The following is an 18,456-nucleotide window of genomic DNA, read 5'->3' on the forward strand; positions in this document are numbered from 1 at the left end:
GTATAAACACCAATAACATTTACATTCCGAGGAGGTTTTTCACGTGAGTTTTATTCCAATGGTCGTTGAACAGAGCAACCGGGGTGAGCGCGCCTACGACATCTACTCCAGATTGCTGAAGGATCGTATTATTTTCCTTGGTAGCGATGTTAATGACGTAGTGGCTAATGCCATTATGGCACAGATGTTGTTCCTGGCTGCGGAAGATCCGGAGAAAGACATTCACTTATACATCAACAGCCCAGGCGGATCGATTACAGCCGGTATGGCGATTTACGATACAATGCAATTCATCAAACCGGATGTATCTACCATCTGTGTAGGTATGGCCGCTTCCATGGGTGCATTCTTGCTGAATGCCGGTGCGAAAGGGAAACGTTTTGCGTTGCCTAACAGTGAAATCATGATTCACCAACCACTTGGTGGTGCTCAAGGTCAAGCTTCGGACATCGAAATTCGTGCTCGCCGCATCCTGAAAATGCGTGATACCTTGAACCGCATTATCTCTGAGCGTTCAGGTCAACCGCTGGAGCGGATCGAGAAAGACACAGATCGTGACTATTTCATGAGTGCTGCTGAAGCTGCCGATTACGGTATCATTGATAAAGTTATCGAAAACGTAGGTTCCCAAGGCATCTAAGTGTTACGTAGACCACGGTCTACGCGTTAACATAATCAACACCTAACGTAATCAGCAACATATAATTATGTTGTCTATACGAGAAGAAGCCCTCATCATGATCACATGATGGGGGCTTCTTTTTTTCATTTTATAAGAAAGATAACTTAAGAGTGCACGATGATAATTATTTACTTGGTTCCCGTTACATTGCTAAAAGGTTCTGTGCCTTTAGGAAGAAGCTCTTTATACGTAAAAGGCATTTCAGGGAATCCCTCTGCGTACGCTGTATACTCATACAACTGGAAGAACACGACCACACCTGTTGGTGTCACATAGAAATCCTGATCTTTATTTAACCCTTTGTACCCATCAAGGTATCCACCGCGGGCTTTCAGCTGTTCACCGACTTTTTTACCCACCGTCTCACGCATGGTTTTGTTGTTTTGCAGCACATCATCTAACGTAAGCTCCTTGCCTGTGTCCAGCGCAAAGGTGTGGCCCGTACGGGTTGTCATGCCATGAGCGCCAGCATAATCCTCGTAACGTTGTGTAATGAGTCCCAGCACGCCTCTTTCATTGTAGGTCACCACATAAGAGCTCTCAAATGCATATGGGCGGTTGGCGGTTGCGCCTCCGAACTCAGATGTCTGTTTCTTGAAGTCAGCTACATATGCATCCACTTCATCTTTCAGCACTTTATTGATCGCCGCTTCAGCTTCCTTGCTGGCAAGTCCACTCACCTGCGGATATTGAACATCAACTTCAGCATTTTTCACAGTGACATTAACTGTTGCCGCTTTAACGTTCACACTATTTTGTTTCACCTTACTGAGCGTCAATGTTTTGGTTTTGCCATCCCAGTTCCCCTGCACACCCAGATAATCTCTCATCGCCGAGAATGGGATATATAGTCTGCCATTGATCAGCTTGGCGTCCACTTGAGGATAATAGTTGTTAATTCGAACACTCGGCTGGCCGTCCAAAAGGCTGATGGTCATCGTGTTATTGGCTGCTGTCAGAGCATACTCTTTGGTTTTCGCATCATATTTCAAGGCTCCACCTGCCACATCTTTGACTGCCGTAAGAGATACCCAGGTTGAGCCTCCTTGTAGGAGTCCTTTTTGAGTCAGTGTTTTCCCACCCGATTTCAGGGTCACCTCAGCCAAGGTTTTCACTTTGGAGGATACAGAAGCCGCTTGTACCGAACTATCTTGCCACACTGCACCGCTCCCCACAATAATTCCTGCTGCCAGCAACGCACTAGTCCATTTTTTCCATGATGTCATATATAAAACTCCTCTCTGAATTTACAATTAGGGATCATTGCGTATGTAATCCTGAACTGATCGCATATCTCATACGCTCACCTCTTTATTATAATTAACCCAATTTCAGAAAGGTTTACAGCTCGAGTTACAATGTTGATGAATATCAGAGGGAAAATATAACGGGATATGACCTTTTTGTCACGAACAACTATACAAAAAAGATACCAAAAAACAGCATTTCATTTATCTTCAAAAGGGTATCATCCATTCTAACTTCATCAAAGTTTGATTTTACAACAAAAAAAGACCCTGTCCTGAGGACAAAGTCTTTGTCATTATTTCGTTATACCCCTTCAAATGACACTTGAAAGGTTACTTTAACTTACAATTCTTAGTTCACTCTTGTTTATTTCATTTCATACGTGATATTCAGAATTGTGCTTACTTTAACCTGGCCTGTTTCAATCTCAGTGCCACCTGCTGTATCTAGTGCTTTGGACATCAAAGCCTCACTTGCATAGAATACAGGCACATTGGCATCGCCTTGGCTCACGGAGAGAACAGCACCCAGTTGACGTTTAACCGCTTTTGCAATGGCGCCAGCTTTCACATCTGCATTGGCAACAGCCTTCTCAATCACTTGGGACTCATAACTTTCCGGATTTTCTACAGTAAAGCGCACGTTCTCAATGTTGTTGGCACCTGCTTGTGAAGCAGCATCGAGCAGCTCACCGATTTTGTCCATTTCACGATATGTGACCGTCAGCGTATGATGCGCTGTGTATCCTTTAATTTGTTGTCCGTCTTTTTCGCTATAAGTATAGTTCGGTTGTACAGAGAACTGACTGGTTTGAATGTCATCTGCACTGATCTTCCACGTATTCTTCAGCAAGTTGGATACCTTTTGAACTTTGGCAGCATTTGCTTTTTGGGCAGATGCTGCTGTCTCTGCAGTACTGTTCACGCCAATGGATAGGTAAGCAATATCCGGCTTCACCTGAATCTCACCTTTACCCACGACATTAATCACATTCTGTTGTACGCCCTGAACCTCTGCAGCGTAAGCATAGTTACCTGGTGCAACCCATGCTGTTCCTCCAACAAGCAACGTACTTGCCACCAGCACCGCACCAAACGGTTTCATCCATTGTTTACCCATCACGATAGCCCCCTTATGTGTTAACATCTCAAACTTTAAAGTATTTGATACCTTAACAGACGGGACAAATTCCATAATGTTGCACTTGACGATAGCGAAAACAATAAAAACGCAAAAAAGCCCCTTTCGGGACTTCTTCATTGAAAGAATCATATCTTATTGGTTTTCAAGCTCTTCCTTGCTTACCAGACTAACTAAAGCGTTTACAGCCTGTTCGGCATCCGCGCCTTCTGCACTAATCTGGATTTCCGTACCTGTGCTGATCGCAAGGCTCATGATCCCCATGATACTTTTTGCATTAACTTTTTTGTCGTCCTTCTCGACGAACACTTCAGATGAGTACTTATTCGCCTCTTGAACGAACAGTGCCGCAGGTCTGGCATGGAGACCCGTTTTCAAACGGACAACTACCGGGTGCTTTGTCATGGAAACTTACCCCCTATTATGAAATCTGGACATTAAATACACAATTATATTTATACAACATTATAACATTAACCTGTGCCGGACACTAGAAGAAAAAACTCAGGGTGCTATGGAGGGCATTATGATGCCCCATTTCATTACCATTGCACATGGCACCAAGCTGCCTGAGTGACTCTTCTGGCTCCTTTACATCAGGCTTTCTTGCTCCGTTTTTGTTCAACAGAAACAGCCGACCTTGTCACTTTACCCTACTCCGTCTTAACCATAACGTTCTGTACGTACTTTCTCAGCCAGCTCATCGATCTTGCGAAGCCGATGGTTCACTCCCGACTTGCTGACTGTCCCTTTAAGGAGTTCGCCCACTTCCTTCAAGTTGATATCCGGATGAGCGAGTCGAACCTCCGCCACTTCGCGAAGCTTCTCAGGCAGTGATTCCAGACCAACTTCCTTTTGCAACAACCGGATATTATCGATTTGCCTTACCGCCGCTCCGATGGTTTTATTCAGGTTGGCCGTCTCACAATTGACAATCCGGTTAACGGAGTTACGCATGTCACGCATAATCCGTACATCTTCAAACTTGAACAAGGCCTGATGAGCACCAATGATGCTAAGCAGCTCAATGATTTTCTCGCCTTCCTTGATATATAGGATGAATCCTTTTTTCCGTTCTATACACCGGGCATTCAGATGAAATTCATTCGCCAGATCGACCAGTGCCTGACAGTGCTCCTCATACATGGACGCAATCTCCAGATGGTAGGAAGAACCTTCCGGATTATTAACCGATCCACCTGCCAGAAATGCACCGCGAAGATAGGCCCGTTTACAACAATTCTGTTGAAACAGCTCCGCATGAATCCCTGGTGTGAACAGAAAACCTTCCGATACAATATGAAGACTATTGAGAATCTCCTGCACCATGGTTGGAATACGAACAATATATACATTGTTCTTTTTCAGCCGCATTTTTTTGCGTACCAGTAATTCCGTATGCACTTGAAAATGCTTTTTAAGCAGAGAGTATGCCCGTCTTGCGATGGCGGCATTCTCCGTCGAAATATCCAAGATCACTTTTTTATTCGATAACTGCACCGCACCAAGCATACGGATGAGGGCTGAAAGTTCCGCCTTTTCGCAGCACGGTTCGCTCTCGATCATGGTTAATTCTTTTTTGGTCTGTGCTGCAAACGACATGGGACTTCACCTCTTCCGTAACATCCAATTTTGTACCAGTTGGTAGATGTGATGACTTAACTTGTCGGCATCATGACGCAGATAGGTTTTGAACAGAACAAGGGTATCTGCAACCACCTGATAGCCGGCACTTTCGAGTACATTCATATCCAATACAACCGGTTTTGCTCCTTTTTCCGCATACTTATTCTGCACTTGCAGCGGAATATCACCATTATTTACGATAACATAGTCAAAGAGCTGATGACCTATATGCTCGTGTACCGCCTTAAGGTGGTCACTTACTGTATAGTTATCTGTTTCTCCCGGCTGTGTCATCACATTACAGATAAACATCTTCACCGCATCAGCTTCTACAACAGCCTCTGCCAGCTTTGGTACGAGCAGATTGGGAAGGATGCTTGTATAGAGACTGCCTGGTCCGATCAGAATGGCGTCAGCTTGACGAATAGCCTCTACCGCTTCTGGCAACGGCTCCACGTGATCCGGTTCAAGGAAAACGCGTTTAATGCGTCCACCTGCCTCCGGAATCTTGGACTCACCTGTAATAATTGTCCCATCTTCCATCTCGGCATGCAACACCACGGCCTGACCGGCGGCTGGTAATACCTCACCTCGAACGGCAAACACGCGGCTAAGTTCCCGCACCGCGGTCACGAAGTCGCCCGAAATATCCGTCATTGCAGCCAAAATTAAATTCCCCAAGCTGTGGCCTGCAAGCCCCGCGCCTGTATTGAAACGGTACTTCAACATATCTGAAAGCAATGGTTCTACATCAGCCAGTGCCGTAAGCACGTTGCGAATGTCGCCTGGAGGCGGCATTTGTAGCTCATTGCGCAGGATGCCTGAACTTCCACCGTCATCTGCAACTGTGACGATGGCCGTGATATCCAGCGGTTTTTCTTTTAAACCGCGCAACATCACGGATAATCCGGTTCCGCCGCCCATTACAACTATTCTCGGACGTTCTCTTCGTGGTCCGGCCTCTTTCATCCCTTCACCCTCTTTAATGACGGTCCCGGTCAGCGTCGCGATGGCTCACGGTGACAGCTTCAGTCTCGCTGCTTCCCAACATCTTGCCCAAATATTCCGATATTGCTACCGAACGATGCTTGCCTCCGGTACAGCCGATTCCAATAATAACCTGGCTTTTGCCTTCCTTCCGGTATTGCGGAATCAGGAAATGCAGCATATCCAGCAGCTTTGTCAGAAACGCCTGTGTCTCTGGCCATTTCATAACATATTCATACACATCACTATTCTGTCCCGTATTCGGACGCAAATGATCAATATAATGCGGATTCGGTAAAAAACGTACATCAAATACCAGATCGGCATCGATCGGAATGCCATACTTGAATCCAAACGACGTAATATTCACCGACAGCATTTGGCTTTCCAGATGAGAAAAGCGGGATATAATGCGTTCTTTCAGTTGAGCAGGCTTCATTGTACTTGTATTCAGTACCTGTGTAGCGGAGTTTTTGAGTTCCTCCAGCATCTTGCGCTCCAACCGGATGCCGTCCAACGGCATACCTTCAGGAGCCAGCGGATGTCTGCGCCTGCTTTCTTTGTAACGCTGAACAAGTACAGAATCTGTAGCATCCAGGAATAAAATTTCGCAATGAATGGTAAAATGATCTTTAATATAGTTCAAAGACTCGGACAGAGCCGTAAAGAATTCACGCCCGCGCAGATCGATAACCAATGCAACCTTACCGATCTTGCCGTTTGACTGTTCAATCAGTTCCGCAAATTTTGGAATCAATACCGGTGGCAGATTATCCACACAGAAAAAACCCAGGTCCTCCAGGCTCTGTACTGCAATGGTTTTACCTGCTCCGGACATGCCCGTAATGATAATGAGCGTGGCGCCTGTGCCTGGTGAGCCTTCACCTTCAAGCATAAATGTCCCCTCCTTATCATATTGCTGTCTTCATATATTGTTACGAGGTTACTAGGAACGCAAGAGAAGACCTGCTGCACCTACAATACCTGCATTATTACCAAGTGTAGCTTCCAAAATCTGAACCCCTTCTTGCAGCGGTTCCGGTGTCAACTTAGCAAATACGGTACGTATTTCATCGAACAGGAAATTGCCCGCTTTGGATACGCCACCACCAATGATGAACATCTCCGGGTTAATGACAGCTGCTACAGTAGCCATGGACTTGCCCAAGTAGAAGGCCGCACGGTTTACAATACGCTGTGCCACTTCATCGCCTGCTTTGGCAGCATCAAATACTTCTTTGGCTGCAATCTTGTCGACGAGTGCCAGTGACGTATGATCACCGCGTTCTACAGCATCCTTCGCCATACGGATAATACCCGTTGCAGACGATACTGTTTCTACACATCCCATTTTACCACAGCCGCACTTAATGGCCTCCAGATCAGGTACAACACTGATATGACCCAGCTCACCAGCCATACCGGAGAATCCTTGATAGATGTTACCATTCAAGATCAAGCCTCCGCCAACGCCCGTACCGAGTGTATAACATACGCAATTATCTACGCCTTTGCCCGCACCTGCCCATACTTCACCCAGTGCAGCTACATTCGCATCGTTATCTATTTTGATTGGCTTGCCCAGACGTTCTTCCAGAATCGAACGAATGGCTACATTCCGAAATCCGATGTTAGGGGCATGAACGATAATTCCCTCACGTACATTCGTGAAACCGGCCACTCCAGCACCTACACCCTCAAGCTGTTCCCAACTGTAAGGTGATTCGGCTACGATATGTCGGACATACTTCTCGATGTTGGCGATGACCGTGTCTACGCCCTTATCCACTTCAGTCGGTCCTTCATACGTATGCATTAGCTGACCTTGTTCATCGCATATACCGACCTTGATTGCTGTTCCGCCGAGATCGACCCCAACGTAGATTTTCTCAGACATGCTGCAAGCCACCTTTATCTATCTAAAATAGTTTAAGTCCTACGTACCAACTATAATTGAAGGATACGCCTGGGTCAAGACGATAAGACCTCAAGTCCTTCCTGCTCTGATAGGGTTGTGAACCACATCACACACCATTTTTGAATACGTATACATCCTCATTACCTTCATTAATAAACGCACGCTTCATTCCTTCCTCTATAACAGAGGAAGCCTCCACTCATGATATTGCATCACCACTCGTTCCATTCATAAAAGATGACAACTGTCACCTGAATGTTATGACAATGCTTACTAAATCACCCACGACTTTTTAAGTAAGATGAAATTATCTTATTGAACAGACGAGGGACGTGAATAACGATGAATATGGATTCAACGGTTATCCATTTGAACAATGTAAGCAAGCAGTTTGGAAACAAACACGCCGTTCGGCATATCTCACTAAATATCACCAGCGGCTCGATTGTGGCCATACTCGGACCTAACGGTGCTGGCAAAACAACCACCATGAAAATGATGCTCGGCCTGTCCAGCCCTTCCTCTGGTGAAGTGACTGTCCTGGGAGTGGCACCGGATCATAAACAGGTTCGTCAACGCATGGGTGTCATGTTACAGGATGTCAGTGTCATGGACGGACTTACCGTCCGAGAGATTATTCGCATGGTTCACAGCTACTACCCTACCCCGCTGGATACAGACGTGATTGAAGGCTTAACCGGTCTTGCGCCAGCTGCCTTGAATCGAAGAGCAGAAAAGCTGTCCGGCGGACAGAAGCGCAGCCTGAATTTTGCACTGGCCATGGCCGGTGACCCTGACGTTCTCTTCTTCGATGAACCTACTGTCGGAATGGATTCCGAGACCCGCAGGCATTTCTGGATACAGATCCGTGCGCTTGCGCAGCAAGGCAAAACTGTGGTCTTCACCACCCACTACCTTCACGAAGCAGATGAAGCTGCCGATCGAATTATCCTGTTCAATGAAGGCTCCATCGTTGCAGACGGAACTCCCGACAGCATCAAAGGCGGAATCACGAAGCGAACACTATCCTTTTCATTCTCCTCAGATTTAGACATTCGCACTCAAGTTGAAAGGTTGTCCGGGGTAGACAAGATTGAGTATCGTAAAAATCGATGCATTCTTCATACCCAAGATACAGATGCACTCATTCGCCACATCATTACCATTCAGCTTCCCGTTCAGGAGATCCGCATTGAAGCCGGACAGCTCGACGATGCTTACGCAACATTGCTCGAAACCATAAAGGAGGATCATTAAGATGTCCATGCTGCTGGCCCAATCCCGAGTAGAGATGCTTCGCATGTCACGTAATGTCTATTTTGTATTCTGGTCTTTACTGATGCCTGTACTATTCTATATCCTGTATACCCGCATATTTACCACAGATGCTGTGGATGCTCAGCAATGGAATGCACACTATCTGATGTCCATGACCTGCTTCAGCGTGATGGGCTCATCTATCATGACTCTTGGTATTCGTCTTGTTCAGGAGAGGGTGCACGGCTGGATTACCTATCTTCGAGTTACACCGCTACCAAACTCCATTTATTTTGGTGGTAAAATGATTGGTCAGACCTTCATCCACCTGTGCTCGATTATCATTATTTTTATATCCGGTTATCTGATTAACGGTGTTTCCCTCACGGCATCACAGTGGATTGGTTCTGCGCTCTGGATTCTGGCTGGCTCTTTGCCTTTTCTTGCGCTCGGTACATGCATTGGCACGTTCCGCAGGGTAGACACTGCCAGCGGATTGAGCAACGCTCTGTATCTCTCCCTCGCCTTGCTTGGAGGTATGTGGATGCCGCTTGATGTCATGCCAGACTGGCTGAGGCAGATCGGCAGCTGGTTGCCTTCACACAGCTTCGGCAACGGAGCATGGGTCATCATAGCTGGAGATATGCCTCATATGCGAGATATCCTTATTTTAGCAGCATATCTGGTGGGATTTATGTTACTATCCACATATATCCGCAGCAAACAGAAGGAGGCGTAATTTCGACGCATGCTTCAAGGTTTTGAACTTTTCCCTAAACGATACGGTGTCTATCCATATATCTGGATGATCTATTTAGCCATGCCTTTATACTATCTGTGGAATGAGCGAGGGCTTCAGCAGTACATCGGAATCACAGCTTTTATCGTTTTCGTCCTTACCTATCGACAACTCTACATGAACGCAGGCACATATCTTTTTTCCTATTGGCTCTGTATGCAAATGGGTTGTGTTCTCATTCTTAGCCTGATCATTGATCCTAACATGTTTTTTCTTGGATTTTTCACAGCGAATTTCATTGGATGGTATTCGGAAAAGCGTACCTTTCGCTTTTTTTTGCTTATCTTCGCTGTCATACAGACCATTCCGATGGTCATTACCATAGCCCTCGATCAACTTCGTACCGAGCAGCTACTGTTCTTTATTCCGTTTTATCTGATCATGCTGATATCTCCCTATGGCATCAAAACCATGCTAGATCGTCAGCAGTTGGAAGCCAAGCTCGATGAAGCGCACCAGCATATTAAAGAGCTGATCAAACGAGAAGAACGCATGCGTATTGCCCGGGATCTGCACGATACGATGGGGCACACGCTCTCTTTGATTACATTGAAGAGTGAACTTGTTACCAAACTTATCGCCAAAAATCCCGAACGTGCCATTCAAGAAGCACGCGAAATTGAGCGCACCTCCCGTGCTGCCTTACGAGAAGTACGTCAACTTGTCTCCGATATGCGGGCAATCAGCATTGTGGAGGCATTGGCTGATGCCAAAGAAACCTTGAAAAGTGCCAACATTGAACTGCGACTGATCGGAAAACAAGGATCTTATGCTGATGTGCCTGATTTGACTCAGAACATGGCAAGTCTCTGCATTCTTGAGTCCGTAACGAACATCGTAAAGCACAGCAAAGCCACTATAGGGATTATTCAAATTGAACGAATACCTGATGGAATCAGGATTATGGTCCAAGATAATGGCATTGGCATCAGTTCAGATAAACATCATGGAAACGGGCTGAAGGGAATGTCCGAGCGCCTGGATTTGATCGATGGGTCATTTCAGATTTCCTCCGGTTCTAAAGGAACCCGAGTCGTCGTTTTCTTTCCCTTAATCGCCAGCGAGCCACAAGGAGGGATATCATTATGATTCGTATATTAATTGCCGAAGATCAGCGTATGCTGCGTGGTGCTCTAGCCTCCCTGCTTGATCTTGAAGATGATTTTGAAGTCATTGGAGAAGCGGGTAATGGAGAGGAAGCTCTGAAGCAGATTGCTACTCTCCAGCCAGATCTTTGCCTGATGGACATTGAAATGCCTGTGATGAGTGGACTTGATGTGGCTGAACGCATTCAGCAGCTTGGTCTGAGTTGTCGGATCATCATCCTCACAACGTTTGCTCGACCTGGATTCCTGGAACGGGCTATACAAGCCGGAGTTCAGGGCTATCTGCTCAAGGATGAGCCCAGTGACCGTTTAGCCGAGGCCATTCGACGTGTAATGAACGGTGGGCGGGAAGTCTCACCTGAGCTTGTTTTTGGCGCCGCCAAAGCCGTCAACCCGCTAACAGAACGGGAGAAGGAAGTGCTCAAGCTGGCTGCCACCGGGATGAATGCCAATCATATTGCTACTTCTCTACATCTCTCCTACGGGACTGTACGTAACTATTTATCAGAGGCCTTTGCCAAGCTAGATGCCAAGAACCGGATGGAAGCCGTCTCCATTGCCGAGGAGAAAGGCTGGCTGTCATAGGACTTTTATTCGCGATACAAGACATATGGTCCAGATAGAACTTCATTCACGATCCATTACACCTTCTGGTGTATGGCATAGAAAAAACGCCTTCCAGCGAACTGGAGGCGTTTTAATCTTTTTATACACATCGTTACTACACAGCATTCAGCCGTTCTTCAGCTATACGTTATAACTTCGTTTCCACACGTACCGGCTCTTCTGTCTTCTCCATCTTGTTTACATCCAGAATATCGAGCAGGAAGACAAAGATTGGAATACCAATGATCAGTCCCCAGATCCCCAGGAAGTGCTGCGATAGAATCAGCACGATAAAGGTGTAGAACATCGGTAATTTGGTCTTGTGTGCCATCAGCTTTGGATTCAGGAAGTACGTCTCCAACGCATGAATGATAATAATCATGATGATCACGATAATACTCAGTTTCAGTCCACCCATCTGATATCCAATCAGACAGAGCGGCACCAGAGAGATGATCACCCCTGCCACGGGTACCAAACTTAGCATAAATACGAGAATGGTCAGCGCGAACAAGTACGGATAGCCTAGAATCCAGAGCCCCAGCATTGTCAGCACCGTATTGAATACGGCAATCAGCAATTGAGCCTCAATAACTTTACCAAAAGAAGATACGAACTTGTCCCCAAGGTAAGCTACTTCAGTATAAAACCAGCCGATTTTGCTTGTTTTGAACTTGGATGTGAATTTGGATATCTCCTGCTTCTGCAACAAGAAGAACAGACTCAGAATGATAACAAGCAGAATAAACTCCAACCATTTGCTCAAAGCGAAAATATATTTCAATGCATCATTGGTGTAGTTTTTGATATCGAAGGATTGAAGGTAACCCGCAATCTTGGATGCAAAATTATCACCATCTGCACTGTCCAGAAATTTCATAATCTCGTTCGTCAACTGAACGACCTGATCAACAATCCGTGGTGAATATCTGGAGATACCCAGTACAATCACTGCGATAACGATCATATAGAGCAGGATGACCACGACTTTATAATTGATTTTAAATAACCGATTCAAACCACCTGTAATGAAATGCTGCAACCTGTTCATGACATATGTCACCAGGAACAACAGCAGAATCATGTGCAGCATACTCCCCATACTGAACAAAATTAAACAGAACAAGAGCAGAATCAAAAACCGCCTCACTGTTGCATTCTGTAACCAATCCTTTATCATTTCCCCCAAAATCTTCACCTCACAGCTAATATGCCCCATATGTATACGAACTCATGCCCACTGTAGTTTCAAAAAAAGAGAAGCCTTCCGGCTTCTCTCATTTCATGAGACTTCCCGTTGTCTCTTATTCCTAACATATGCCTAACCTCACGCATGTCATGCTTACTTATCCAGCGTTTCGCTCCAGTCATGCACAATGCTTCCTTCAAGGAACTTCTCACAATCCATCGCGGCCATACAACCTGATCCGGCTGCCGTAATGGCTTGACGATATTTTGTATCCTGAACATCACCACAGGCAAATACACCCGGAATATTGGTCTCCGTTGTTCCCGGTTTAACCACAACATAGCCATGTTCGTCCAGTGCGATCGCATTACCCAGGAATCCGGTATTCGGTGTGTGACCAATGGCAACGAATACGCCATCTGCCTCAAGCAACTCTTCCTGCCCCGTCTCGTTGTTACGCACCTTCAGCCCTTTGACACCCAGCGCTTCAGGCACGACCTCAAGAGGAGTACGGTTCAGTGCCCACTTCACCTTCTCATTGCTGCGAGCCCGATCCTGCATAATCTTGGATGCACGCAACTCATCCCGGCGGTGAACCAATGTGACGTCCGTTGCAAAACGAGTCAAGAAGCTCGCTTCCTCCATGGCGGAGTCACCACCGCCAACGACCACGATTTTTTTGCCGCGAAAGAAGAAGCCGTCACATGTTGCACATGTACTTACACCACGTCCCACATTTTCCTGCTCGCCCGGAATACCGAGATAACGAGCGGAAGCACCTGTGGAGATAATGATCGATTCAGCTTCCAGTTCACCTATTCCTCCAACTTTGATCTTGAAGGGCGGTTTGCTGAAATCAACCTCTTCTACCCAACCATTTTTGAATTCCGCTCCAAAACGTTCCGCTTGCTTACGCATGTTGTCCATCAGTTCCGGACCCATGATACCTTGCGGGAAACCAGGGAAATTCTCAACTTCCGTTGTCGTCGTCAATTGACCACCCGGTTGAAGACCTTCGATAACTAGTGGGTTCAGATTAGCACGAGCTAGATATATCGCTGCTGTCAGACCCGCAGGTCCCGTTCCGATCACAATCGTTCTGTATTTAGACATATAGATACAGCCTCCTTAATAAGGTGAGAGTGTGTTGTACTAGCGATGAACTTGCCAAGATGATATCCTACAGGCGTTTACGAGGCCCATTCGTTAAGTTTACCCGTTTTCCCGGTTGTTGTATCCTTCACCTGATGATGTCTTTCTGAAAACGAGTTGAAGCGAACTTTCTTTCTATACAAGTGGTGGTTTGCTGCTACAAACCCGATGGATCTGTTTAGCATACTTGCTAACCGTTGATGCCGATATGCCATACCGCTCAGCGATGCTTTGATAGGTAACAGGTCGACTGTGGTTCTTGGCAGCCAAATATTCCAGTCCGGCAGCCCAGCCCTCAATCTGCTTCGTACTCGGAACCTCGGGATGTACCCGGGATACATAGTCCGTCCAGAGTCGTTCCATCTCTTGCTGCAACTCAGCCTTCGCTTCAGACATCTGTAGCGCTCGATCGACAACAGCCTGCCAATGGGAAGTTGAGTGAGTCTGCGATTGCTCTGATATGGACTGAGCCTTCCCGATGGACTTCAAAGCTACAGGAGAAAAGGGACGAACTACCTGAGTATTCTGCTCATCATGTTCAGCCGATTTCAATCCATCCAGCACAGCTTGTGCTGCCTCAAGCAGATCCTGTTCTTCTCCCGGTTCTTCAATAAAGGATTGCAGCGCCTGCTGCACCTCATAATCACCGATCATCCCGAGTGCATGAATAACCTGCAGCTTGGTTGCCCGATCACCGTGTCGCAATGCCCAGAAGAACGATGAACGAATCAGTGGATCATTCTTCATTTCTTCAGGTATGCCGTTACCATAGTTCTCCCACTGTCTGAACTGCTCGTCAAACGGCAGATGATAGTGATAACTCAGCTTCTCCGGCTCTTGCTCGCCTTGACGTACGGCCTCAAGACCGGACAGATAGTACCGAGATACTTCGGAACCCGGGTCAAGCTTGGACACATGATGCCATAGACGCTCAGCAGCGTCATAACGCTCTGTATTATAAGCCGCCACTGCTGCATAGTGAGCAAGTGCCGGATCGGCAGCTGTCTCTTCGTCCTTGAGCAAACGACGGAAATGAACATAAGCAGTATCGTGTTGGCCCAGAATTCCCATCGTTGTAGCCAGTTTGTAGACTTGTTCGTGCTGGAATGGCACGATGACACGCAATTTTTTGATCAAAAGCAGCACTTGGTCAGCCCGGTTCTCATTTTGATGGAAAATGGCCAGATTACAGAGTGCATGCAGATTACCGGGCTCTTGTTCAAGCACTTCGGCAATGGTCTCTTTGGCTTTGGGAAACAGCCCCATATAATAGTAAGCGAGTGCCAGATTGTTACGGGCAGCCAAGTAGTCAGGATAATCCGATGACATGCCTTCGAGCAGCTCAGCAGCCTGTGCGAATTTCCCCTCTTCCAATAGTTCCCGTGCCTGATCGTGCTCCACTACACCTTTGCGTGATTTAATTCGATTCAGTTTGGCCGGACGATCCAGCTCATAGTATAGAAGCTCCATCATCTCTTCAGCTTCCGTCATGAACTGACCCTGGGTGTCCTCCTCCAAGTAGGTAACAAGTGCTTTCTCGGCTTCCTCAAACCGATCCATATTTGCATAATTGTTCGCCATGTAAAAATAACATTCCGTCATCGACGGATCTACCACTTCCAGCACGTTAGCCAGAATGGCATTGGACGCTTCGTAATCGCCCTTCTCCGATAATATACCCGCCATATTACAATGATTCACCGGATTTTCCGGTTCGTATTCAACAGCTTTGCGAAAATATTTTAATGCCTTGTCGACATGATTACGGTCCAGCGAGCGGACAGCTCTTTCAAAGAAGAAAGAAGCATCCAAGTGAATCGGTATAATATTGGCAAGGTGTCCCTCAGCCCGCACTAGCTTGCCCTTCATCTTCCAAGGCACCTCCTCTTTGCATTTCATTCATACTCTTCAGTATACCACATCTTAAGGCCCACTTCTCAATATGTAGTTTCATGTCGTTTATGAAAAAAATGCAAATAAAGATGACTTTCCATCTTTATCGGTTAGGGCCATTCAACTGGCTTCTTTCGGTTATGGTAAGATAAATGTAGCTCATGATCTAATTCTGCTTGTGAATGGTTTTCATAAATGCTTTGCATACGAATCAGCCACGTTCGACTTTTTAATTATTTAGCTAAGGTGTCATTTCATATTACAAGGCAGCATCATTCTTATTTTTAAGGAGATGATCTATTGCTTATCTCGAAAATAAAAGCACTTGTATTCATTTTAATATGCTTGTTTGCCTTGGCCGGATGTTCAGAAGATATAAAGAATGAAGAAAATATTCTCACACTAGATGATGTAGTAACATCTCTTGAATCTCAAAAACTGAATTTAGTATCCTTTGGCATAACCGGGTATCCAATGAAATTAAATGATGTTATACCTGAGGTGTACTCCATTGAGGTGCAAGCTGCAGAAGAACCGGATAACACTGAATTTATACATTTTTATATTTTCAACTCTGAAAAGGATCGCATGAAAGGGACTACAGAATTCAATAAGAATATGGAAGGTGCCCATTTTACAACATTCCCTTTTCTATATGAGAAAGAAAATGCTCTCATCGTTTACTGGAGTAATACCAAAGAGAATCCTCTATTAACTAAACCAATTGAAGCTGCGTTAGAGCAACTGAAATAATAGGTCACAACTATAAGACGTATCCTGCAATACCCGAATTACTGCCGTTGCATTGATTGGGTGCATCAGTGGGAATATGCTGAACTTCGCCGTAATCAGCCGTAAACAAGAAGACCGAGCCCCAAAGGCTCGGTCTTCTACAGTTATGACTTAAAGCTTCAACGCCATTGAAGGCGAAAGTGAAATATGAATGGTTTTATCAAATGGCGTCATGAAATTGACCACCACAACCTTGCACTTGTCTGGCAGTTTCGCCTCCCGCACCGATGCTGCCAGATGCCCCAGCTCACCCCCTATGATCTCCAGCCAGTCTTCTCCGCAGGTATAACGTAACGTACCGCCTTTCCACAAGTAGTGGCCCTCACTCGTTTCAATCGCGTCCTCGCAGGTCAGCTCCCCTTCGCTTCCGAATACAAAGGATAGCTGCATCATAATGTCTTCCGGCTCCTGCCCTGAGAGATGCATGGTCCATCCATTTTCCGTTGGTTGCACTTCTGCCCCTACACGGAATGTCTGCTCATGAGTGAGCTGACGGCTCTGATGAGGTAGCAAGTACCATGGACTGATGGCTGATGCAGCCGATTCTGGCAACAGGTTCGCAGGGACTGGACCGTAATAACCTTTTTTCTGCTCGCCAGTCAGTTGATATCCTTCGGACAACCTCGTCATTTGCTGCATAGGTACATATCCTGGATTAAAGTATGAAGCCAGTTGCACGGCCAGCAAGCGCACCTTACCATGACGAAGAGCGAAGAAGGAAGGAACTTCTGTCATCACTGTCACGCTAGTAGCACCATCCCGAATTCGGGCTACGGGAGCACCAAAATCCGTATGCATACGACTATGCGAGATACGTCCATGATGCCCTACTGCTTCCATTTGCTCCAGATATTCGTCGCGTACAAAGTGTTCATTCAGCATGACCTCATACTGTTCTGGTAATGCATCACGTGCCTCATTCGCTTGCTGAAGCTCAGGCTCAAGCATCAACCGAATGAGCGTATTCACTGAGCATACTCCCGGATCTGTTAATGTATCTCCGGCCCAGGCTGCCATGCCGGCAAAGAGTGGGTCAGCGTCCAGCCGGGCCAAAATGGCATAAGGTAAATAATAAGGTGACAGATCATGAACACTGCCCAGATCCTGTCGACCTGAATAATCCGTAACAATTTCACCCGTTGGATGCACAAGGTACACCATCATGCGGAGATTGAGCCTCACCGGTTCCAGCAGTTCAGGACGATTGAGCAGGCGTGCGGCATGAATTAACATGATATCGCTAACTGCACTGTATATCCCATTGCTTCGTTCTGTCCACTCCCCATCGGGAGTAATATCCATCCCTTCATCCATCCACTGCTCTGCGCGCTGCACAGCTTCCTCCAGATCAAATATTTCATGCAAGAAACCGAGCGCCGCGCATAGCACCCAGCGATGATTAGGTGTATGACATCCTCCCGTAAGCATGGTTGGGATTGTACGTTCCAGAAACAGCCTCATATTGTTCAGTACAGGTTGCAGTGGCTCCCATTCCTGCTGCTGCAGAAGCTGATACAACTGTGAATACCCTACAACGACAAATGCGGTATCGGGAGGGGAATGGTAATTGGTCCAGCCAGGCGATATTGAACCATCTTCATGCTGGAAGCGAAGTACGTATTCAGTAGCTAACAGCAGACGATTTAACAACGCCTCATCCCGGTAATAGATGGAATCCGGATTGGAGATCGCAGCTCCCCAGTAACACATATCCGTGGGCGTTCCAGTCGTGTGGTTAACCCAGGCAACACCTGTGAAGGGATCAATTGTACCTCCATAGTAACGGCTTTCCGGGTCAAGCATCTGCCGCGATATGCCTCTTTCTACCGCTCTGTCATTACTGTCCACCAGTTGTTTGTACATATGCAGTTCCCTCCATACCAATGCATTCTCCCGAGGTGCGGAGTAAGTTGCTTCAGCCCCTTAATTCAGACCGGAAGCTTACTCATACCGCCCGTAGGTGAGTTCATTTTTCTCGTCAGTATATACCATCTACCGACAAAAGTCGCTAGAAAATCCGTTCTTAATTCACTACATATTTATGGGTCTTCATCACCGAGG

The 18,456-nt window shown here is 46.4% G+C and carries 17 protein-coding genes; 6 read left to right on the plus strand and 11 right to left on the minus strand.

Annotation, left to right across the window (positions count from 1 at the left end; all coding sequences use genetic code 11):
• The first annotated feature begins 43 nt into the window (after nucleotides 1-43).
• Nucleotides 44-640, plus strand: a complete 597-nt coding sequence (gene clpP / locus PAHA3_RS26960) for an ATP-dependent Clp endopeptidase proteolytic subunit ClpP (protein WP_017691245.1) — start codon at nucleotides 44-46, stop codon at nucleotides 638-640.
• Between the two features lie 170 nt (nucleotides 641-810).
• On the opposite strand, the gene PAHA3_RS26965 is transcribed toward clpP, so the two are convergent.
• The 7 genes from PAHA3_RS26965 to PAHA3_RS26995 all read right to left on the minus strand — a co-directional run bounded on the left by PAHA3_RS26965 (nucleotide 811) and on the right by PAHA3_RS26995 (nucleotide 7,580).
• Nucleotides 811-1,908: a stalk domain-containing protein gene (locus PAHA3_RS26965; RefSeq protein ID WP_062837746.1), complete on the minus strand. Its 1,098-nt coding sequence runs from the start codon at nucleotides 1,906-1,908 to the stop codon at nucleotides 811-813.
• A gap of 388 nt (nucleotides 1,909-2,296) precedes the next feature.
• On the minus strand, nucleotides 2,297-3,049 hold the full coding sequence (locus PAHA3_RS26970; RefSeq protein WP_062837747.1) for an SIMPL domain-containing protein: 753 nt from the start codon (nucleotides 3,047-3,049) through the stop codon (nucleotides 2,297-2,299).
• Between the two features lie 156 nt (nucleotides 3,050-3,205).
• Nucleotides 3,206-3,475, minus strand: a complete 270-nt coding sequence (locus tag PAHA3_RS26975) for an HPr family phosphocarrier protein (protein ID WP_017691248.1) — start codon at nucleotides 3,473-3,475, stop codon at nucleotides 3,206-3,208.
• A gap of 258 nt (nucleotides 3,476-3,733) precedes the next feature.
• A complete protein-coding gene (gene whiA / locus PAHA3_RS26980; RefSeq protein WP_062837748.1) occupies nucleotides 3,734-4,672 on the minus strand; it encodes a DNA-binding protein WhiA in 939 nt (312 codons plus the stop codon).
• A 6-nt stretch (nucleotides 4,673-4,678) separates the two neighbouring features.
• A complete protein-coding gene (locus tag PAHA3_RS26985) occupies nucleotides 4,679-5,665 on the minus strand; it encodes a gluconeogenesis factor YvcK family protein (RefSeq protein ID WP_017691250.1) in 987 nt (328 codons plus the stop codon).
• A 13-nt stretch (nucleotides 5,666-5,678) separates the two neighbouring features.
• Entirely contained in the window at nucleotides 5,679-6,578 is a 900-nt protein-coding gene (gene rapZ, locus PAHA3_RS26990; RefSeq protein WP_017691251.1) for an RNase adapter RapZ, read from the minus strand.
• 51 nt (nucleotides 6,579-6,629) lie between these two features.
• Nucleotides 6,630-7,580 (minus strand): ROK family glucokinase, encoded by a 951-nt coding sequence (locus tag PAHA3_RS26995; RefSeq protein WP_062837749.1) that lies wholly within the window; start codon nucleotides 7,578-7,580, stop codon nucleotides 6,630-6,632.
• Between the two features lie 363 nt (nucleotides 7,581-7,943).
• Between PAHA3_RS26995 and PAHA3_RS27000 the strand changes: the two genes are divergently transcribed.
• Genes PAHA3_RS27000 through PAHA3_RS27015 form a run of 4 tightly spaced genes read left to right on the plus strand, consistent with a single transcriptional unit; the run spans nucleotide 7,944 to nucleotide 11,348 of the window.
• Complete coding sequence (locus tag PAHA3_RS27000) at nucleotides 7,944-8,858, plus strand: ABC transporter ATP-binding protein (RefSeq protein ID WP_371327968.1); 915 nt, start codon at nucleotides 7,944-7,946, stop codon at nucleotides 8,856-8,858.
• A gap of 1 nt (nucleotide 8,859) precedes the next feature.
• Nucleotides 8,860-9,597, plus strand: a complete 738-nt coding sequence (locus PAHA3_RS27005; RefSeq protein WP_062837750.1) for an ABC transporter permease — start codon at nucleotides 8,860-8,862, stop codon at nucleotides 9,595-9,597.
• Nucleotides 9,598-9,606: 9 nt separating this feature from the next.
• A complete protein-coding gene (locus tag PAHA3_RS27010; protein WP_062837751.1) occupies nucleotides 9,607-10,746 on the plus strand; it encodes a sensor histidine kinase in 1,140 nt (379 codons plus the stop codon).
• Nucleotides 10,743-11,348, plus strand: a complete 606-nt coding sequence (locus PAHA3_RS27015; RefSeq protein ID WP_062837752.1) for a response regulator transcription factor — start codon at nucleotides 10,743-10,745, stop codon at nucleotides 11,346-11,348. The genes PAHA3_RS27010 and PAHA3_RS27015 overlap by 4 nt, the downstream gene beginning before the upstream one ends.
• A gap of 169 nt (nucleotides 11,349-11,517) precedes the next feature.
• On the opposite strand, the gene PAHA3_RS27020 is transcribed toward PAHA3_RS27015, so the two are convergent.
• From PAHA3_RS27020 to PAHA3_RS27030, 3 genes are all read right to left on the minus strand, one after another.
• On the minus strand, nucleotides 11,518-12,588 hold the full coding sequence (locus tag PAHA3_RS27020) for an AI-2E family transporter (RefSeq protein ID WP_313960043.1): 1,071 nt from the start codon (nucleotides 12,586-12,588) through the stop codon (nucleotides 11,518-11,520).
• A 123-nt stretch (nucleotides 12,589-12,711) separates the two neighbouring features.
• The gene (gene trxB, locus PAHA3_RS27025) at nucleotides 12,712-13,671 is read right to left on the minus strand and encodes a thioredoxin-disulfide reductase (protein ID WP_062837754.1); all 960 of its coding nucleotides are present in this window, start codon (nucleotides 13,669-13,671) and stop codon (nucleotides 12,712-12,714) included.
• A 174-nt stretch (nucleotides 13,672-13,845) separates the two neighbouring features.
• Nucleotides 13,846-15,579: a tetratricopeptide repeat protein gene (locus PAHA3_RS27030; RefSeq protein WP_062837755.1), complete on the minus strand. Its 1,734-nt coding sequence runs from the start codon at nucleotides 15,577-15,579 to the stop codon at nucleotides 13,846-13,848.
• 324 nt (nucleotides 15,580-15,903) lie between these two features.
• On the opposite strand from PAHA3_RS27030, the gene PAHA3_RS27035 reads away from it, so the two are divergent.
• Entirely contained in the window at nucleotides 15,904-16,356 is a 453-nt protein-coding gene (locus PAHA3_RS27035; RefSeq protein ID WP_062837756.1) for a hypothetical protein, read from the plus strand.
• 150 nt (nucleotides 16,357-16,506) lie between these two features.
• Here PAHA3_RS27035 and PAHA3_RS27040 read toward each other — a convergent pair whose 3' ends face one another.
• The gene (locus PAHA3_RS27040) at nucleotides 16,507-18,258 is read right to left on the minus strand and encodes a hypothetical protein (RefSeq protein ID WP_062837757.1); all 1,752 of its coding nucleotides are present in this window, start codon (nucleotides 18,256-18,258) and stop codon (nucleotides 16,507-16,509) included.
• Nucleotides 18,259-18,456 lie beyond the last annotated feature (198 nt).

The organism is Paenibacillus amylolyticus (assembly GCF_001570725.1).
Taxonomy (GTDB): Bacteria; Bacillota; Bacilli; order Paenibacillales; family Paenibacillaceae; genus Paenibacillus; species Paenibacillus amylolyticus_A.

Coding starts and splice junctions, on each gene's coding strand:
- PAHA3_RS27015 (WP_062837752.1), top strand. CDS start 10,743: ATGATTCGTATATTAATTGCCGAAGATCAGCGTATGCTGCGTGGTGCT.
- PAHA3_RS27005 (WP_062837750.1), top strand. CDS start 8,860: ATGTCCATGCTGCTGGCCCAATCCCGAGTAGAGATGCTTCGCATGTCA.
- trxB (WP_062837754.1), bottom strand. CDS start 13,671: ATGTCTAAATACAGAACGATTGTGATCGGAACGGGACCTGCGGGTCTG.
- PAHA3_RS26965 (WP_062837746.1), bottom strand. CDS start 1,908: ATGACATCATGGAAAAAATGGACTAGTGCGTTGCTGGCAGCAGGAATT.
- PAHA3_RS27000 (WP_371327968.1), top strand. CDS start 7,944: ATGAATATGGATTCAACGGTTATCCATTTGAACAATGTAAGCAAGCAG.
- PAHA3_RS27030 (WP_062837755.1), bottom strand. CDS start 15,579: ATGAAGGGCAAGCTAGTGCGGGCTGAGGGACACCTTGCCAATATTATA.
- rapZ (WP_017691251.1), bottom strand. CDS start 6,578: ATGCTTGAAGGTGAAGGCTCACCAGGCACAGGCGCCACGCTCATTATC.
- PAHA3_RS27010 (WP_062837751.1), top strand. CDS start 9,607: ATGCTTCAAGGTTTTGAACTTTTCCCTAAACGATACGGTGTCTATCCA.
- whiA (WP_062837748.1), bottom strand. CDS start 4,672: ATGTCGTTTGCAGCACAGACCAAAAAAGAATTAACCATGATCGAGAGC.
- PAHA3_RS26995 (WP_062837749.1), bottom strand. CDS start 7,580: ATGTCTGAGAAAATCTACGTTGGGGTCGATCTCGGCGGAACAGCAATC.
- PAHA3_RS26970 (WP_062837747.1), bottom strand. CDS start 3,049: ATGGGTAAACAATGGATGAAACCGTTTGGTGCGGTGCTGGTGGCAAGT.
- PAHA3_RS26985 (WP_017691250.1), bottom strand. CDS start 5,665: ATGAAAGAGGCCGGACCACGAAGAGAACGTCCGAGAATAGTTGTAATG.
- PAHA3_RS27020 (WP_313960043.1), bottom strand. CDS start 12,588: ATGGGGCATATTAGCTGTGAGGTGAAGATTTTGGGGGAAATGATAAAG.
- PAHA3_RS27040 (WP_062837757.1), bottom strand. CDS start 18,258: ATGTACAAACAACTGGTGGACAGTAATGACAGAGCGGTAGAAAGAGGC.
- PAHA3_RS26975 (WP_017691248.1), bottom strand. CDS start 3,475: ATGACAAAGCACCCGGTAGTTGTCCGTTTGAAAACGGGTCTCCATGCC.